Annotated in this window: 14 protein-coding genes and 1 pseudogene; 9 read left to right on the top strand and 6 right to left on the bottom strand. The window is 73.6% G+C overall.

Annotated elements, in window-relative coordinates; genetic code table 11:
* The first annotated feature begins 17 nt into the window (after positions 1-17).
* From ACZ4N4_RS11580 to ACZ4N4_RS11565, 4 genes are all read left to right on the top strand, one after another.
* The gene (locus ACZ4N4_RS11580) at positions 18-983 is read left to right on the top strand and encodes an alpha/beta hydrolase (protein ID WP_467587058.1); all 966 of its coding nucleotides are present in this window, start codon (positions 18-20) and stop codon (positions 981-983) included.
* A 117-nt stretch (positions 984-1,100) separates the two neighbouring features.
* The gene (locus ACZ4N4_RS11575; RefSeq protein ID WP_467587056.1) at positions 1,101-2,201 is read left to right on the top strand and encodes an AraC-like ligand-binding domain-containing protein; all 1,101 of its coding nucleotides are present in this window, start codon (positions 1,101-1,103) and stop codon (positions 2,199-2,201) included.
* Positions 2,195-3,226, top strand: coding sequence for a helix-turn-helix domain-containing protein (locus tag ACZ4N4_RS11570; protein WP_467587053.1), 1,032 nt, complete (start codon positions 2,195-2,197; stop codon positions 3,224-3,226). Before ACZ4N4_RS11575 ends, ACZ4N4_RS11570 begins: the two co-directional genes overlap by 7 nt.
* Entirely contained in the window at positions 3,223-3,687 is a 465-nt protein-coding gene (locus tag ACZ4N4_RS11565) for a DUF5709 domain-containing protein (protein WP_467587051.1), read from the top strand. The genes ACZ4N4_RS11570 and ACZ4N4_RS11565 overlap by 4 nt, the downstream gene beginning before the upstream one ends.
* Before the next feature lie 310 nt (positions 3,688-3,997).
* On the opposite strand, the gene ACZ4N4_RS11560 is transcribed toward ACZ4N4_RS11565, so the two are convergent.
* Entirely contained in the window at positions 3,998-4,867 is an 870-nt protein-coding gene (locus tag ACZ4N4_RS11560) for a LysR family transcriptional regulator (RefSeq protein ID WP_467587048.1), read from the bottom strand.
* Positions 4,868-5,026: 159 nt separating this feature from the next.
* Entirely contained in the window at positions 5,027-6,259 is a 1,233-nt protein-coding gene (locus tag ACZ4N4_RS11555; RefSeq protein WP_467587046.1) for an MFS transporter, read from the bottom strand.
* Between the two features lie 255 nt (positions 6,260-6,514).
* Between ACZ4N4_RS11555 and ACZ4N4_RS11550 the strand changes: the two genes are divergently transcribed.
* The 4 genes from ACZ4N4_RS11550 to ACZ4N4_RS11535 all read left to right on the top strand — a co-directional run bounded on the left by ACZ4N4_RS11550 (position 6,515) and on the right by ACZ4N4_RS11535 (position 9,052).
* Positions 6,515-7,486 (top strand): alpha/beta hydrolase, encoded by a 972-nt coding sequence (locus ACZ4N4_RS11550; RefSeq protein WP_453566080.1) that lies wholly within the window; start codon positions 6,515-6,517, stop codon positions 7,484-7,486.
* Positions 7,487-7,499: 13 nt separating this feature from the next.
* Positions 7,500-7,787, top strand: a complete 288-nt coding sequence (locus tag ACZ4N4_RS11545) for a hypothetical protein (RefSeq protein WP_467587043.1) — start codon at positions 7,500-7,502, stop codon at positions 7,785-7,787.
* Positions 7,784-8,509 carry an alpha/beta fold hydrolase gene (locus ACZ4N4_RS11540; RefSeq protein WP_467587041.1) on the top strand — a complete coding sequence of 242 codons (726 nt, stop codon included), beginning with the start codon at positions 7,784-7,786 and terminating at the stop codon, positions 8,507-8,509. Before ACZ4N4_RS11545 ends, ACZ4N4_RS11540 begins: the two co-directional genes overlap by 4 nt.
* 105 nt (positions 8,510-8,614) lie before the next feature.
* On the top strand, positions 8,615-9,052 hold the full coding sequence (locus tag ACZ4N4_RS11535; RefSeq protein ID WP_453566081.1) for a glutaredoxin domain-containing protein: 438 nt from the start codon (positions 8,615-8,617) through the stop codon (positions 9,050-9,052).
* Between the two features lie 31 nt (positions 9,053-9,083).
* Here the strand turns inward: ACZ4N4_RS11535 and ACZ4N4_RS11530 are convergent, their stop codons facing one another.
* Positions 9,084-9,626 carry a GNAT family N-acetyltransferase gene (locus ACZ4N4_RS11530; protein ID WP_453566083.1) on the bottom strand — a complete coding sequence of 181 codons (543 nt, stop codon included), beginning with the start codon at positions 9,624-9,626 and terminating at the stop codon, positions 9,084-9,086.
* A 180-nt stretch (positions 9,627-9,806) separates the two neighbouring features.
* Here ACZ4N4_RS11530 and ACZ4N4_RS11525 point away from each other — a divergent pair.
* Positions 9,807-10,344, top strand: a pseudogene (locus ACZ4N4_RS11525) (sigma-70 family RNA polymerase sigma factor); the annotation flags it as partial.
* On the opposite strand, the gene meaB reads toward ACZ4N4_RS11525, so the two are convergent.
* Genes meaB through ACZ4N4_RS11510 form a run of 3 tightly spaced genes read right to left on the bottom strand, consistent with a single transcriptional unit; the run spans position 10,338 to position 15,312 of the window.
* Positions 10,338-11,336: a methylmalonyl Co-A mutase-associated GTPase MeaB gene (gene meaB, locus ACZ4N4_RS11520; protein ID WP_453566085.1), complete on the bottom strand. Its 999-nt coding sequence runs from the start codon at positions 11,334-11,336 to the stop codon at positions 10,338-10,340. The pseudogene ACZ4N4_RS11525 and the gene meaB overlap by 7 nt on opposite strands.
* Positions 11,333-13,507 (bottom strand): methylmalonyl-CoA mutase, encoded by a 2,175-nt coding sequence (scpA, locus tag ACZ4N4_RS11515; RefSeq protein WP_453566088.1) that lies wholly within the window; start codon positions 13,505-13,507, stop codon positions 11,333-11,335. The genes meaB and scpA overlap by 4 nt, the downstream gene beginning before the upstream one ends.
* Entirely contained in the window at positions 13,507-15,312 is a 1,806-nt protein-coding gene (locus ACZ4N4_RS11510) for a methylmalonyl-CoA mutase family protein (RefSeq protein ID WP_467587037.1), read from the bottom strand. Before ACZ4N4_RS11510 ends, scpA begins: the two co-directional genes overlap by 1 nt.
* Positions 15,313-15,348: the final 36 nt, after the last annotated feature.

The raw sequence follows: 15,348 nt of genomic DNA, 5'->3' as shown, positions 1-15,348 counted from the left end.
CGGACGGAGGCGCGCCCATGAGGCCCGGAGCGGCGGGGACGGCCGTCGTCCTCGACCGGGTGGTGCAGCGCCTGCTCACCGCCTCCGCCGCCCCGCCCGCCCTCGACGACCTCGCTCCGGACACGGCACGGCGGGCGCTGCGCGAGACCCAGGCCGACCGGTTCGGGGACTTCGACGTGGACGCGGCCTTCCAGGCGGCCCCGGTCGGCCCGGCAGGGCTGCTCGGCTTCTGGACCGTCCGCCCCGCGGCGGCCACCGGCCCGCTCCCGGCCCTGCTGTACCTGCACGGCGGCCGGTGGACGCTCGGCGACGCACAGACCCACGCCCGCCTCATCAGCGAACTCGTCACCGGCGCGGGCGTGTGCGCACTCGTCCCCGAGTACAGCCGCACCCCCGAGGCCCGTTACCCGCATGCCCTGGAGGAGTGCTACGCCCTGCTGACCTGGGCGGCCGACCGGGCCGGTGAACTCGGCCTGGATCCGGGCCGGCTGGCGGTGGCGGGCGACTGCGCCGGGGCCACCCTGGCGGCCGCCGTGACGATGCTGGCGAAGGCCCGGCGCGGGCCGCGGATCGCCGCGCAGCTGCTCTACTACCCGCTCACCGACGCCCGCTGCGACAGCGTCTCCCAGCGCCGGTTCGCCACCGGCTACCTGCTCACCCGCCGGGCGCTGCACGCCTACTGGGCCCGGTACGTCCCCGATCCGGCCCGGCGCGCCGAACCCACCGCGGCACCGCTGCGGGCCCGCACGGAGCAACTGGCCGGACTGCCACCGGCCCTGGTCGTCACCGCCGAGGCCGACGTGGCCCGCGACGAGGGCGAGCTGTACGCGCGCCGGCTGGCCGAGGCCGGTGTCGACGCGCTCTCCGTGCGCTTCCTCGGCACGATCCACGACTTCGTGGCACTGCACGCCCTCGCCGACAGCGTGCCCACCCGGGCCGCGATCCTGACCGGCTGCGCCTTCCTGCGCGCCCGGCTGTCCTGACGGGCACGGTACCGGCCGAGAGCCGGGCGAGGACCGGCCGAGAACCGGCTGAGGACCGGCACAGGACCAGTCGGCCGACTGATGCGGCGACGCCCCTCATCCGGCGAAGCTGACGTCATGCCAACCGCGATCGGCTCCTATGAGGAGAGACGCCGGCGTCCGACCGCCTCCGCGGGTACCCGAGCCGGGACCCTTCCGCCCGTCTCGGCGGGTGCCCGAGCCGGGACCCTTCCGCCCGTCTCGGCGGGTGCCCGAACCAGGGTCCTGACCACCCGCTCGGTGCCGCCGGGCGAGAGCCTGGACTACTGGCACGACGCCGTGTTCGACACCCTGGTGGGGATGGACATCGCCACCTCAGGCGGCACCTACGACGCGACCCTGCGGACCGACCGGCTCGGGGATCTGCAGGTCACCACGGTGGAGGCCGACCCCGGCCAGGTCCACCGGGCGCCGCGCTTCATCGCCCGCGGCGACGGGCACCAGGTCTTCGTCGCCGTCCAGAGCACCGGCCGGGCCCGGGTCGAACAGGACGGCCGCAGTACCGAGTTGCGCACCGGCGACATCGGGTTCTTCGAGACCGTACGCCCGTTCCGCACCGCCTTCCCGGAACGCTTCCGGCTGAAGATCTTCGCCGTTCCGCGCCGGCTGCTGGAGCTTTCGGAGGCCGACGTGCGGCGGCTCACCGGCCGTGCGGTACGCCCCAGCGGCGGACTCCCCGCGCTGCTCGCGCCCCTGCTGGAGCGGCTGGCGGACACCTCCGAGTCGTATGCCACGCCGACGGCCGAGCGGCTGGCCGGAAGCGTCATCGACCTGGTGGCCGCCACCGCGGCGGATCAGCTGGGGGAGGACCCCGCCGAACTGCCGGGTGCCGACGGCGTCCTGCTGCTGCGCGTCAAGACGTACATCCGCTGGCAGCTGTCGGACCCGGAACTCACCCCGTCCGTCATCGCCGCGGTCCACGGCATCTCGGTCCGCTCCCTGCACCGGCTGTTCCAGACCGAGAACACCACGGTGTGCCGGTGGATCCGCGAACTGCGCCTGCACGAGTGCCGCAGGGAACTCGCCGCCCGGCCGCCGGGCGCCGTCGACCTGGGCCAGGTCGCCCGCCGCTGGGGCTTCACCGGTTCCGCCGGGTTCGGCAAGGCCTTCCGCAGCACCTTCGGGCTGTCACCGACCGACTGGCTGGAGCGGGTCCGGGCGGACGGGACGCCATGCTGACGGCGGTGTCCTGCGCGATTCCGGACCCGGCACCCGGCGAGCGTCCCGCGGCCTGGCAGCGGGCGCTGTCGGAGATCTTCGTCGACCTGGAGGTCACGGTGGCGCCGGGCCGTCCCTGGACGGGCGAGCTCACCTCCCAACGCCTTGGCGCCCTCCAGATCGCCACCGAGGAGTCCGGCCCCGGAACCGTCCTGCGCAGCGCCCGCGCGGTGGCCGCCGACCCGCGCGGCCACATCCTGGTCCGCCGGCAGCTGGCCGGCACCGCCCTGCTGCTCCAGGACGGCCGCACCGCCGAACTCCGCCCCGGCCGGCTGGCCTTCCATGACGCCCGGCGCCCGTTCCGGATCGTGCTGCCGGAGCGCCAGCGGGCGCGGATCCTCATGGTGCCGCGCGCCCTGCTGCGCCTGGAGGAACGGCGCCTGCACGCGCTGACGGCCACGGTGGTGGACGAGGCCGGAGGGGGCGCGGCGGCCCTGCTGCTGCCGCTCCTCGACGGACTCGTCGACGAGGTCGGACGGGCCGGCCCGGCCCGGCGCGAACAACTCGCCCGCACTGTGGCGGAGATCCTGGCCACCGTCGCCCTCGACCAGGCCGGCCGGCAGCCCGAGCCGGCCCTGTGGGAACGGATCACCGCAGCGCTGCGGACCCGGCTGGGCGAGCCCGGACTCACCCCGCAGGACATCGCCGACCAGCACGCCATCTCGCTGCGCTATCTGCACCTTCTCTTCCAGCGCCACGGCATCACCGTCGGCGCCTGGCTGCGGACCCGGAGGCTGGAGGCGGCCCGCGAGGAACTCGCCGGGCCCGGGTCGGCCCACCGGCCCATCGCCGCGGTGGCCGCCCGCTGGGGCTTCACCAGCCCCTCCCACTTCAGCCGTGCCTTCCGGGAGACGTACGGCATGTCACCGGCGCAGTGGCGGCGGGCGGCCGCCGAGAACGCCCCCGGGTCGTGGCCCGGACCTCCTAACCTTTCCGATGAAGGCCGGATCGAACTGATGGCCCGAGCGACGATGGAGCACGTATGACCGACGAGGCGATGGGTGACGACGTCTACCAGCCGGACGGTTCGGAGGTGCAGGACGACGCGGGTCTGCTGGACGCGTCGGACACCCTGGACTACCGGGCCGGCGAGGAGGCCCTGGACGAGGGCTACTCACCGCCGGAGCGGCCCTGGGCCGTGGAGCACACGGGCGTCACGGCGGCGGAGGGACAGCGCGGGGAGACTCTCGACGAGCGGCTCGCCGAGGAGGTCCCGGACATCGCCGTCCTGGAGGGCGACGACATCGGCGACGCCTGGGACACGGACGGCGAAGTCCTCGACGACGAGGTCGGCGACGTCCGCGCCGGACGGCTCGTCGCACCGGACGAGGGCGCCCACGAGAACACCGAGACCGACCTGTTCGCCTCCGACCGTGGCCTGGACGGCGCCGGGGCGTCGGCGGAGGAGGCCGCGATGCACGTGGTCCCCGACGCTGACACCTTCTGACGGCTCCCGCACGTCCGGGCACCCCGCGGGGCCGAACCCCGCCGCGAGGTGGCGCCGGTGTCCCGTGGGGCCGAGGCCGGTGTCCTGCGGGCGGCACCGAGAGGCCGCGTGCGCGTGGCGTCGGCCTCCCGTGCGCGCCGTGCCGTGGGTCCGTGCGCGCCGTGCCGTGGGTCCGTGCGCGTGGCGCCGGCCTCCCGTGCGCGCCGTGCCGTGGGCCCGTGCGCGCGGCGCCGTGCGCGCGGCGCCCTGCGCGTGGCGCCCTGCGCGTGGGTCCTTGCGCGTGGCGCGTGGCGCCGGCCGGAGTGCCGGGTCAGGTCATGTGCCGCAGCAGGGCCGCGACCGCGGCCGGGGGCTCGCCAGGCGGGCGTACCACCATCACCTTCCAGCTCGGCGCGTGGCGGGTGAAGCGGTAGGTGGTCAGGTCCGGGAAGCGGTGGGCGACGGTCGGCGGCATGATGCAGACGCCGAGGTCGTTGCGGACCAGTTCGGACGCGGCCACGATGTCGTTGACCTCGAAGGTCGTGGCCCGCTCGACGCCGGCCGCCCGGAACGCGCGGTCGGCCGCGTCGCGGATCGCCCAGCCGGGGGTGAACTCCACCTGCGGCAGCTCGGCGATGTCGGCCAGGTCGACCGTGCCCTCGGGGCCGCTCGCGGCGAGGCTCCGGCGGGGTGAGGCCACCAGCACCATCTCCTCGTGGGACAGCAGTCTGGTCACCAGCCCGCGCTGCTGCTGGCGGTCCAGCGCCACCACCGCCAGGTCCACCGTGCCCTCGCGCAGCGCCTGCCGGAGGTCGATGACCGCGGCCTGCCGCAGCCGCACCACCACCCGCGGGTGTTCCGCCCGCAGCGCGGCCAGCGCATGGTGCAGGTTCGCCCAGACCCCCTGCATCGTGCCGACCGTCACCCGGCCCCGCAGCTCCCCCTTGGCCGCGTCGACCGCCTCACGGGCCAGCTCGGCCGCGCGCAGCGCCTGCCGGGCCGCCGGGACGAACGCCTCGCCGGCCGGGGTGAGCCCGACCCGGTGGGTGGTCCGGGTGAACAGCGCGGCGCCCAGCTCGCGTTCGAGTGCGCGGACCGTACCGGAGACCGCGGACTGGACCACGTGCAGCCGCCGCGCCGCCGCCGTGAACCCGCCCGCGTCCGCCACCGCGACGACGACTTCCATCTGCCGTAGGTCCATCATCCGCTCCCGCCGGCGCAGCGCCCCGCCTCGGCAGGGCGGCGATCTTCGCTGCATCCTAGGCATCCGCCGGCTCCCGTCGGCGCGCACCGGGGGAGTGTCGGCCGGGCGCTCGGCGGGGAACCGGACCGGTGGTTCCCCGGTACCGGCCGCACGGCCCTACGCCGGACGCTTCGCGCTCTGCCGCCGCTCGGTCAGCCAGTACAGCAGCGCCAGCACCGGCAGGACCGCCCCGAAGAGGCTGACCGCGCTCCAGCCGCCGGCCCGGTAGGCGATCGAGCCGAGCTGCGAGCCGAGGGCGCCGCCGATGAAGAAGATCGCGATGAAGGCGCTGTTGAGGCGGGCGCGGGCGAGGGGGTCGAGCTGGTAGACGGTGTGCTGGCCGAGGATGAGGCTGGTCTGGACGGCCGCGTCCAGTGCGACGGCTCCCAGGGCGATCAGGAGCACGCTGTGCTGACCGAAGCCGGCTATGACGAAGGCCAGCGCGCCGAGCGCGAGCGCGGCACCGGTCATCCGCCGGGTCAGTCCGTGGTCGGCCCAGCGTCCGGCGAGCGGCGCCACGGCCGCGCCGGCCGCTCCGACCAGCGCGAACACACCGACACCGACGGCGGAGTAGTGGAAGTACGGCCCGGTCAGGAGGTACGAGACGGTGGTCCAGAAGGCGCTGAAGGCACCGAACATCGCGGCCTGGTAGAGGCCGCGGCGCAGCAGCGCGGGATGGGTGCGCACCAGCGCCGCCGTGGAGCGCAGCACATGGTGGTACGGCACGGACGTGGTCGGTGCCTGCCGGGGCAGGGCCAGCCGCAGGGCCACGCCCAGCAGCGCCATCAGGACGGCCGAGCCGAGGTAGACGACCCGCCAGCCGGCGACGCCGGAGACCAGGCTGCTGAGCGTGCGGGACAGCAGGATGCCGGTGAGCAGGCCGCTCATCACCCGGCCGACGATCCGGCCCCGGGCGTGGTCGGGCGCCAGGCTCGCGGCGAACGGCACCAGGATCTGCGCGACCACCGAGGTGGCACCGCTGATCAGTGAGGCGATCAGCAGCATCGGGAAGCCGGTCGCGAGACCGGCGGCCACCAGGGCGAGCGTGGTGACCGTCAGCAGGGCGGTGATCAGGCTCCGCTTCTCCAGCCGGTCACCGAGCGGCACCAGGAAGAGCATGCCGATCACATAGCCGACCTGGGTGAGTGTGATCAGCGCACCCGCGGTGGCCTCGCTGATGTGGAAGACGCCGCGCAGCTCGGACAGCAGCGGCTGGGCGTAGTACAGGTTGGCGACCGTCATGCCGGAGGCGACGGCGAACAGCGCGATCAGCCAGCCCGGCACCCCGTGGGCGGGCTCGGCGGCGGGCTTCCGGCGCGGGGAGCGGACTTCGGACGACGACTGGGACACGGGGACCTTCCTCACAGGAGTGACTCTCATCGTGCACAGCGCTCCACCGCCGGCCATGCTTCCCTTCGCACGGCGATGGATCGGGATGTCAGCCATCTCCGTCCCAGATGACCGTCCGCGCACCGCGTCCGAGCGTGCGCTGCGGGGTGGCCGGAAGTGCGCTCGGGGACAACTGCCCGGTGCGGCGGGCTCCTACGGTGAGGCGTGACGGCGCCGGAACGACCGGTGTGCCCCACGCAATTCCAGGAGACTCGCATGTCCGAAGACTTCACGCCCGTCAAGCCGGTGCTCGAACCCGCCGCCCAGGCCTTCGTCGAGGCCACCGCCAACCCGCCGTACCTCTTCGACCTCGCCCCGGCGGAGGGCCGCAAGGCCGTCGACGAGGTGCAGTCCGGCGAGATCGCCAAGCCCGCCGTCGACGAGGAGTGGATCACCGTCTCCGGCGGCCCCACCGGCACGGTCCGGGCCCGCATCGTGAAGCCCGCCGGCGCCACCGGCACCCTGCCGGTGATCATCTACATCCACGGCGCCGGCTGGGTCTTCGGCAACGCCCACACCCACGACCGCCTGGTCCGCGAACTGGCCGTCGGCGCCAACGCCGCCGTGGTCTTCCCCGAGTACGACCTCTCGCCCGAGGTGCGCTACCCGGTCGCCATCGAGCAGAACTGGACCGTCGCCCGGTGGGTCGTGGAGCAGGGCGCGACCAAGGACCTGGACAGCACCCGGATCGCGGTGGCCGGCGACTCGGTCGGCGGCAACATGACGGCCGCGCTGACCCTGATGGCCAAGGAGCGCGGCGGCCTCCCGCTGCTCCAGCAGGTGCTGTTCTACCCGGTGACCGACGCCGGCTTCGACACGCCGTCCTACCACCAGTTCGCCGAGGGCTACTTCCTGCGCCGCGACGGCATGTTCTGGTTCTGGGACCAGTACACGACCGACGAGGCCGAGCGCGCCCAGATCACCGCGTCCCCGCTGCGCGCCACCACCGAGCAGCTCACGGACCTGCCCCCGGCCCTGGTCATCACCGGCGAGGCCGACGTGCTGCGCGACGAGGGCGAGGCGTACGCCAACAAGCTCCGCGAGGCCGGTGTGCCCGTCACCGCGGTCCGCTTCCAGGGCATCATCCACGACTTCGTGATGCTCAACGCCCTGCGCGAGACGCACGCCGCAGAGGCCGCCATCTCGATGGCCGTACGCACCCTGCACGCCGCCCTCCACACCGCCTGATCCGGGGCGCGGTGTGAACACCGGTGAGCCGTCGGCAGCGCCCGACGGCCACCCGCACCTCAGGCACCTCAGGGAACGGCTGACCGAGCGCCACCGCCGGGTCCGGGCGGAACGCGAGGAGGCCGAGCCGGCGGAGGCGATCGACACCGCCGCCTTCGACCTGGGGGCCGACATCGCGCACCCCGCCCCCGACCGTGCGGCGGCCGGACACGACGTCGACACGGACCTCGGCGTCGACCCGCGCCGCCCGGCCCCGCCCGACCCCGCCCGCCCCTGGACAGCCGACAAGGAACTCCCATGACCGACCCCGCACCCACCGTCGTCCTGGTGCACGGCGCCTTCGCCGACGCGTCCAGCTTCGCCCGGGTCATCCCCGAACTGCTCGCCGACGGGCTGAAGGTGCTCGCCCCGGCCGTGCCCAACCGCAGCCTGACGGGCGACGCCGCCTACATCGCCTCGGTGGTCCGCGCCATACCCGGCCCCGTCGTCCTGGTGGGGCACTCCTACGGCGGTGCCGTCATCACCGTCGCCGGTGCCGAGGACAACGTGAAGGCCCTCGTCTACCTGGCCGGCTACGCCCTGGAGGAGGGGGAGAGCCTCGGCGAGCTGCAGGGCCGGTTCCCGGACTCCGAGCTGGCCTCGGCCCTGGTGTACACGCCGTTCCCGGTCGAGGGATCGGCGGAGCCCGGCACCGACGTGACGGTCGACACCGACAGGTTTCCCGCGATCTTCGCCGCCGACGTGGACCCGGCCCTGGCCAAGGTGCTCGCCGTCTCCCAACGGCCCCTGGCCGGCGCGGCCTTCGCCGAGCCGGCCCCCGTCGCGGCCTGGAAGACCAAGCCGTCCTGGGGCCTGGTCTCCTCCTCGGACCGCACCATCAACCCCGACGTCGAGCGCTACGGCTACGAGCGCGCCGGCATGACCACCATCGAGGTCGACTCCTCCCACCTGGTCATGCTCGCCCACCCCGGGAAGGTCGCCGACCTGATCCAGGAGGCGGTCAAGAGCCTCATCGCGGAATGACCCCGTGAGGGCGACGCAGAGCGGGCCGCGCACCGGTGCCCACCGTGCGCGGCCCCGGTCGTCGGGTTCGAGGAGCAGTCCGACACATCGGTAGGCTGCGTCACCATGACGCGCGCCTGGATCCTGCCGATGCTGTTCGTGCTCTGCGGATCAGTCATGGGGACCGGCCTGGTCCTGCGGGGGAGCCCCTCCGCCGCCGTGGCCGTCCTGCTGGTGTTCGTGCTGGTCGCGGGGGTGAACTCACCTCTCGTGTTCCCGCGGTCGATCGGCGCCCTGGAGGCCGCTCGCCGGAGCGCGGCCGACGGTCGGCCGGTCGTCTTCTGGCGGCCGGGCTGCCAGTACTGCATACGGCTGCGCTTCCGGCTGGGCCGCGGCGCACGGCAGGTGCACTGGGTCAACATCTGGCGCGACCCGGCGGGAGCCGCCGCGGTGCGGGCGGCCAACGAGGGGAACGAGACCGTGCCGACGGTCGTCGTGGCGGGCCGGCCGCACACCAACCCCGACCCCGCATGGGTGCGCGGACAACTCTCCCGTCCGGCGTGAAGGACAGGCCAGGAGGCCGTCTCGGCCCGACCTAGCCCTCCGGGGCCGGCTTCCAGTCCTGGGCGAGGAGGCCGAGCAGTACCTCGTCGAGGAACTCGCCCATCACCCAGGCCGCGGAGCGCAGTACAGCCTCGCGGACGAAGCCGTTGCGCTCGGCGGAGCGCAGCATCGCGGTGTTGTCCGCCAGCGTGTCGACCTGGAGCCGGTGCAGACCGCGCACGACGAAGCCGTAGTGGCACAGCACGGCGACCACGTCGGTGCCGTAGCCCTTGCCGCGGGCGGACGGCAGCAGCCCCAGCCCGAGGTGCGCGGAGCGGTTGTGGGTGTCGATGCCCCACAGCATCGCGCTGCCGACCAGCGTGTCGCCGTCCAGCTCCACCACGGAGAAGGAGACGTTCCCTTCCACCTCGTCGGCCACCACGAACGGCGCTTCCTGCGAGCCGGGCGTGAACGGCCGCCACGGCCGGCCGCTGGCCCGCGAGGTGGTGACCACGTCGCCGTGGAGCTCGGCCTGCAGGACCGGGACGTCCGCCTCGTACCGGGCCCTGAGCCCGACCTTGCTACCCCTAAGCATGCGAGCTTCCTATCCGACCCGTCCGACCGGCGGCAAACCAATAAGGGGCCGGGGCCGGCGGCTGTGAACCGGCCCGCTCCGCCTGTGAGTCGAGCACGCCGATGCTCGCCGCCCACCTCCTCGCCGCGCTGCTCTGCGGACTCTGGCTCGGCCACGGCGAACGGCCCGCCTTCCGCCGTCCTGCCCGCACGCCCCGCGCCGCACGGGAAACGCGACGAGTCGATCACGGCCTGGGCGCTCGCCGGCCGCTCCGGAGACACGGTCGCCTTGGACGCGTTCGTCCGGGCCCCGCACCGCGACGTGCTGGTACGTCACCCATCTCGGCGCCGACCCGCAGGCGGTCGACGACCTCGCGCAGGACACGTTCCTGCGCGCGCCGGGCAGCCTGCACCGCTTCGAGGGCCGTTGTTCGGCCCGGTCCTGACTGCTGGCGATCGCCCGCGGGGCGGTCGTGGACAGCCGTCGGTACGCCGCCGTCCGGCCGCGCCCGGCGGACGTCCCCGACTGGCAGCCGGCCGCCGAGCGGGCTGCCCCGCTTTGACGACGGGTCGCGCTGCTCGATCTGCCGGCGACGCTGCCCGCGGCGGGACGGGAGGCGTTCGTCCTCACCCAGCTCGTCGGGCTGCCGTACGCGGAGGCCGCCGAGGTCGGCGACCGTCCCGTGGGCACGGTCCGGTCCAGAGCGGCCCGGGCCCGCGAGGCGCTCCAGGATCAGCTGGTCCGAGGCGCGTCGGGGGATTCCCCGAACGCCTTCAGGATCCGCTCGGCGGCCAGCGTCGCCGTCAACGTGCCGTCCCTGACCTGCCGTTCGAGGTCGGGGGCGGCCGCGCGCACCGCCGGATGGGCGGACAGCCGGCCGAGCAGCTCGTCCCGCACCATCGACCAGGTCCAGCCGACCTGCTGCTCCCGGCGCTTCTCGGCGAGCCGCCCGGTGGACTCGAGCAGCGCCCGGTGCTGTTCGAGGCGCTCCCAGACGACGTCCAACCCCATCGACTCCCGGGCGCTGCAACTCAGCACCGGCGGCGTCCAGAAGGCGTCCTTGCCGTGCATCAGCCGCAGCGCGCCGGCCAACTCCCGTGCCGCGGACCGGGCGTCGCGCTCGTGCGGGCCGTCCGCCTTGTTGACGGCGATGACGTCGGCCAGCTCCAGGACACCCTTCTTGATGCCCTGGAGCTGATCGCCGGTGCGGGCCAGGCTGAGCAGCAGGAAGGAGTCGACCATGTCGGCGACCGCCGTCTCGGACTGCCCGACGCCGACGGTCTCGACCAGGATCACGTCGTACCCGGCGGCCTCCATGACCACCATCGACTCCCGGGTCGCCTTGGCGACCCCGCCGAGGGTGCCGGCGCTGGGGGAGGGGCGGACGAAGGCGTCCGGGTCGACCGACAGCCGCTCCATCCGTGTCTTGTCGCCGAGGATCGAGCCTCCGGTCCGGGTGGACGACGGGTCCACGGCGAGCACGGCGACCCGGTGGCCGAGCCCGGTCAGTATGGTCCCGAACGCGTCGATGAACGTCGACTTGCCCACGCCCGGCACCCCGCTGATGCCGATCCGCCGCGCCCGGCCGCTGTGCGGAAGCAGCTCGGTGAGCAACTCCTGGGCCAGCACCCGGTGCTGTGGCCGGGTGGACTCGACGAGGGTGATCGCGCGGGCGACGACCGCGCGCTTCCCGTCGAGCACACCCTTCACATAGGCGTCGACATCGATCACAGGTCGTGCCCGAGATCCGCCGACAGCCGCTTCACCAAATCGTGGGCCGCGTCCGGAATCACCGTCCCGGGCGGGAACACGGCCGTGGCGCCCATCTCCAGCAGGGTCGGCACGTCCTGCGGCGGGATCACCCCGCCGACCACGATCATGATGTCCGCCCGGCCCTCCTCGGCGAGCTTCTCGCGCAGCGCCGGTACGAGGGTGAGGTGACCGGCCGCCAGCGAGGACACGCCGACCACGTGCACGTCCGCCTCCACCGCCTGGCGCGCGACCTCCTCCGGGGTCTGGAACAGCGGGCCGACGTCGACGTCGAAGCCGAGGTCGGCGAAGGCGGTCGCGATCACCTTCTGACCGCGGTCGTGGCCGTCCTGGCCCATCTTGGCGACCAGGATGCGCGGGCGGCGCCCCTCGGCCTCGTCGAAGGCGTCGACCAGGGCCCGGGTGCGGTCCACGTTCGGGGACTCACCGGCTTCGTTGCGGTACACACCGGAGATCGTACGGATCTGGCTCGCGTGCCGGCCGTACACCTTCTCCAGGGCGTCGGAGATCTCGCCGACGGTCGCCTTGGCGCGGGCCGCGTTCACCGCCAGCTCCAGCAGGTTGCCCTCGCCGTCGGCCGCCCGGGTCAGCGCGTCGAGCGCGGCCCGGCATTCGACGTCGTCCCGCTCCGCCCGCAGCCGCCGCAGTTTCTCGATCTGCTGGGTGCGCACCGAGGAGTTGTCGACCTTGAGGACCTCGATCTGCTCGTCGCTGTCCACCCGGTACTTGTTGACGCCGATCACCGGCTGCCGCCCGGAGTCGATCCGGGCCTGCGTCCGCGCGGCCGCCTCCTCCACGCGCAGCTTCGGGATACCGGCGTCGATGGCCTGCGCCATGCCGCCGGCCCGCTCGACCTCCTGGATGTGCGCCCAGGCCTTGCGCGCCAGGTCGTAGGTCAGCCGCTCCACGTAGGCGCTGCCGCCCCACGGGTCGATGACCCTCGTCGTCCCCGACTCCTGCTGGATCAGCAGCTGGGTGTTGCGGGCGATGCGCGCCGAGAAGTCGGTGGGCAGGGCGAGGGCCTCGTCCAGGGCGTTGGTGTGCAGTGACTGGGTGTGGCCCTGGGTCGCCGCCATCGCCTCCACACAGGTCCGCGTGACGTTGTTGAACACGTCCTGCGCGGTCAGCGACCAGCCCGAGGTCTGCGAATGGGTGCGCAGGGAGAGGGACTTGGTGTTCTGCGGCTCGAACTGGCCGACCAGCTTGGCCCACAGCAGCCGGGCCGCCCGCAGCTTGGCGATCTCCATGAAGAAGTTCATGCCGATCGCCCAGAAGAAGGAGAGGCGCGGGGCGAACGCGTCCACGTCCAGGCCGGCTTCGCGGCCCGCCCGGATGTACTCGACGCCGTCCGCCAGCGTGTACGCCAGCTCCAGGTCGGCCGTGGCACCGGCCTCCTGGATGTGGTAGCCGGAGATGGAGATCGAGTTGTAGCGGGGCATCCGCTGCGAGGTGAAGGCGAAGATGTCGGAGATGATCCGCATCGACGGCTTCGGCGGATAGATGTAGGTGTTGCGGACCATGAACTCCTTGAGGATGTCGTTCTGGATGGTCCCGGCCAGCTTCTCGGGCGGTACGCCCTGCTCCTCCGCCGCCACGATGTAGAGCGCGAGCACCGGCAGCACGGCGCCGTTCATCGTCATCGACACGGTCATCCGGTCCAGCGGGATCCCGTCGAACAGCTGGCGCATGTCGTAGATCGAGTCGATCGCCACGCCCGCCATGCCGACGTCACCGGTCACCCGCGGGTGGTCGCTGTCGTACCCCCGGTGCGTGGGCAGGTCGAAGGCGACCGACAGGCCCTTCTGGCCGGCCGCGAGGTTGCGCCGGTAGAAGGCGTTGGACTCCTCGGCGGTGGAGAAGCCCGCGTACTGGCGGATGGTCCAGGGCTGGTTGACGTACATCGTCGGGTAGGGGCCGCGTAGATACGGCGCGATGCCCGGGTACGTCCCGAGGAAGTCCAGGCCCTCCAGGTCACGGCCGGTGTAGAGCGGCTTGACCCCGATGCCCTCCGGGGTCTCCCAGACCGGGGCCTCGCCGCCGTTGGCGTGCTTGACGGCCGTACGCCACTGAGCGTCACCGCCCTCGGTGACGGGGGTCCCCAGCTCGATGCCGGAGAAGTCGGGGATTCCCATCAGGACACTCCCATGCGGTCAAGAGTCTCGGACAGCACGGCCACGGCGTCGCAGCCCGCGAAGACGTACGAGTCGACACCGGCGAACTCGCCCCGGCCCGCGAGGAACACGTGCCGGGCACCGGCCGCCTTCAGCGACTCGGCGGTTTTCGGGGCCTGTTCGGCGTAGAGCGCGTCGCTGGAGCAGAGCACCGCCTCGGTGGCGCCGCTCTCCTCGAAGCTGCCCTCGGTGACGGTTTCGATGCCGCCGGCCTGGAAGAGGTTGGCGGCGAAACCGGCGCGCGCGGTGTACGCGGCGGCCGGGCCGATCGTCGCCAGGTAGATCCGGGGGCGGGCGCCGGTCGCCGCGAGGTGCGCGTCCGAGCGGGCGCGCAGCTCCTCGTAGGCCTCGTCCCGGCGCACCCGGGGCAGTCCGCCGGACGGCGGCTCGGGGGCGGGTTCGCGCACCGGCGGCTTCTCGGCCAGGAGCGGGAACTCGCTGACGCCGGTGATGGGTTCGCGGCGCCTGGCGAGCTTCTTGGAGCGCTCCGCCCAGGTCGTCGCGAGGTCCGTGCGCAGCCGGCCCGAGCGCAGCACGGCCGCCTGGCCGCCGTCCCGCTCGATCGACCGGAAGAACTCCCAGCCCGCGTGGGCGAGTTCGTCGGTGAGCCGCTCCACGTACCAGGAGCCGCCCGCCGGGTCGATCACCCGGGCCAGATGCGACTCCTCGACCAGGATCGTCGAGGTGTTGCGGGCGATACGGCGGGCGAACGCGTCCGGCAGGCCGAGGGCGTGGTCGAACGGCAGCACGGTGACCGCGTCGGCGCCGCCCACCCCGGCGGCGAGGGTGGCCACCGTGGTGCGCAGCATGTTCACCCACGGGTCGCGGCGGCTCATCATCACCGGCGAGGTGACCGCGTGCTGCACCTGGGCGCCCGCGTCGGCCGCCCCGCTGACCTCGGCGACCCGTGCCCACAGCCGGCGCGCGGCGCGCAGCTTGGCGATCGTCAGGAACTGGTCGGCGGTCGCCGCGTACCGGAACTCCAGCTGCCCGAGGGCCTGTGCGACGCCCATCCCGGCCTCGGTCAGCTCCCGGAGGTAGGCCACCCCGGTGGCCAGCGAGACGCCGAGCTCCTGCCCGGCCGAACCGCCCGCCTCGTGGTACGGCAGCGCGTCCACGGTCAGCGCCCGCACCCCCGGGAACTCCTCGGCGCACCGCCGCGCGAGATCGGCGACCGGCGCGAAGTCCAGGGACTCACCCGTACGCGCCTCGAAGCCGAGCGGGTCGGCGCCCAGGTTGCCGCGTACGGCCTTGGGGTCGACGCCCTTCTCGTCGTAGAGCCGGAACAGCTCGGCGGCCGCCTCCGGCACCTCGCGGCCGGCGTCGAGGACGACCGGGGCCAGGTCGAGGTAGACGCCGTCGAGGGCGCGGGCGAGGCCGGACACCGGGATGCCGCCCTGGCCGACCAGCAGCCAGAGCGAGGCGACGCCGTTCTCCAGATCGGTCAGGACCGCGCCGTCGGGGGCTGCCGCGTGCCGCTGCCTTATGTCCCAGCCGCCCCCGGTGCCGCCCTCGGGCCGGCCGCCGCGCACAAACGGCGCGAAGCCGGGCAGGCCGGGGTCGGGCGCCGTGTCGCGCGCGGTGTAGAGGGGACGGGTGCGCAGCCCGTCCTCCAGCGTCGTGGACAGAGCGTCCTCAGCGGCCTCGCCCGAGACTTCCCTGCCCGACTTGCGCAGTACACCCGCCACGAGGTGTTGCCACTGCTCGTGTGTCGCGTCAGGGAACTCGGCGGCCAGTGAGAGCCCGTCGTCAGGCAGGACCGTCATGCTCGGATGCTAGGGCAGAGCGCCAAAAGTGCACGG

It is taken from the genome of Streptomyces sp. NPDC026538 (assembly GCF_055567535.1).
This window is presented reverse-complemented; position numbering and strand designations above follow the sequence as displayed.

Coding starts and splice junctions, on each gene's coding strand:
- ACZ4N4_RS11580 (WP_467587058.1), top strand. CDS start 18: ATGAGGCCCGGAGCGGCGGGGACGGCCGTCGTCCTCGACCGGGTGGTG.
- ACZ4N4_RS11575 (WP_467587056.1), top strand. CDS start 1,101: ATGCCAACCGCGATCGGCTCCTATGAGGAGAGACGCCGGCGTCCGACC.
- ACZ4N4_RS11570 (WP_467587053.1), top strand. CDS start 2,195: ATGCTGACGGCGGTGTCCTGCGCGATTCCGGACCCGGCACCCGGCGAG.
- ACZ4N4_RS11565 (WP_467587051.1), top strand. CDS start 3,223: ATGACCGACGAGGCGATGGGTGACGACGTCTACCAGCCGGACGGTTCG.
- ACZ4N4_RS11560 (WP_467587048.1), bottom strand. CDS start 4,867: ATGGACCTACGGCAGATGGAAGTCGTCGTCGCGGTGGCGGACGCGGGC.
- ACZ4N4_RS11550 (WP_453566080.1), top strand. CDS start 6,515: ATGTCCGAAGACTTCACGCCCGTCAAGCCGGTGCTCGAACCCGCCGCC.
- ACZ4N4_RS11540 (WP_467587041.1), top strand. CDS start 7,784: ATGACCGACCCCGCACCCACCGTCGTCCTGGTGCACGGCGCCTTCGCC.
- ACZ4N4_RS11535 (WP_453566081.1), top strand. CDS start 8,615: ATGACGCGCGCCTGGATCCTGCCGATGCTGTTCGTGCTCTGCGGATCA.
- ACZ4N4_RS11530 (WP_453566083.1), bottom strand. CDS start 9,626: ATGCTTAGGGGTAGCAAGGTCGGGCTCAGGGCCCGGTACGAGGCGGAC.
- scpA (WP_453566088.1), bottom strand. CDS start 13,507: ATGGGAATCCCCGACTTCTCCGGCATCGAGCTGGGGACCCCCGTCACC.
- ACZ4N4_RS11510 (WP_467587037.1), bottom strand. CDS start 15,312: ATGACGGTCCTGCCTGACGACGGGCTCTCACTGGCCGCCGAGTTCCCT.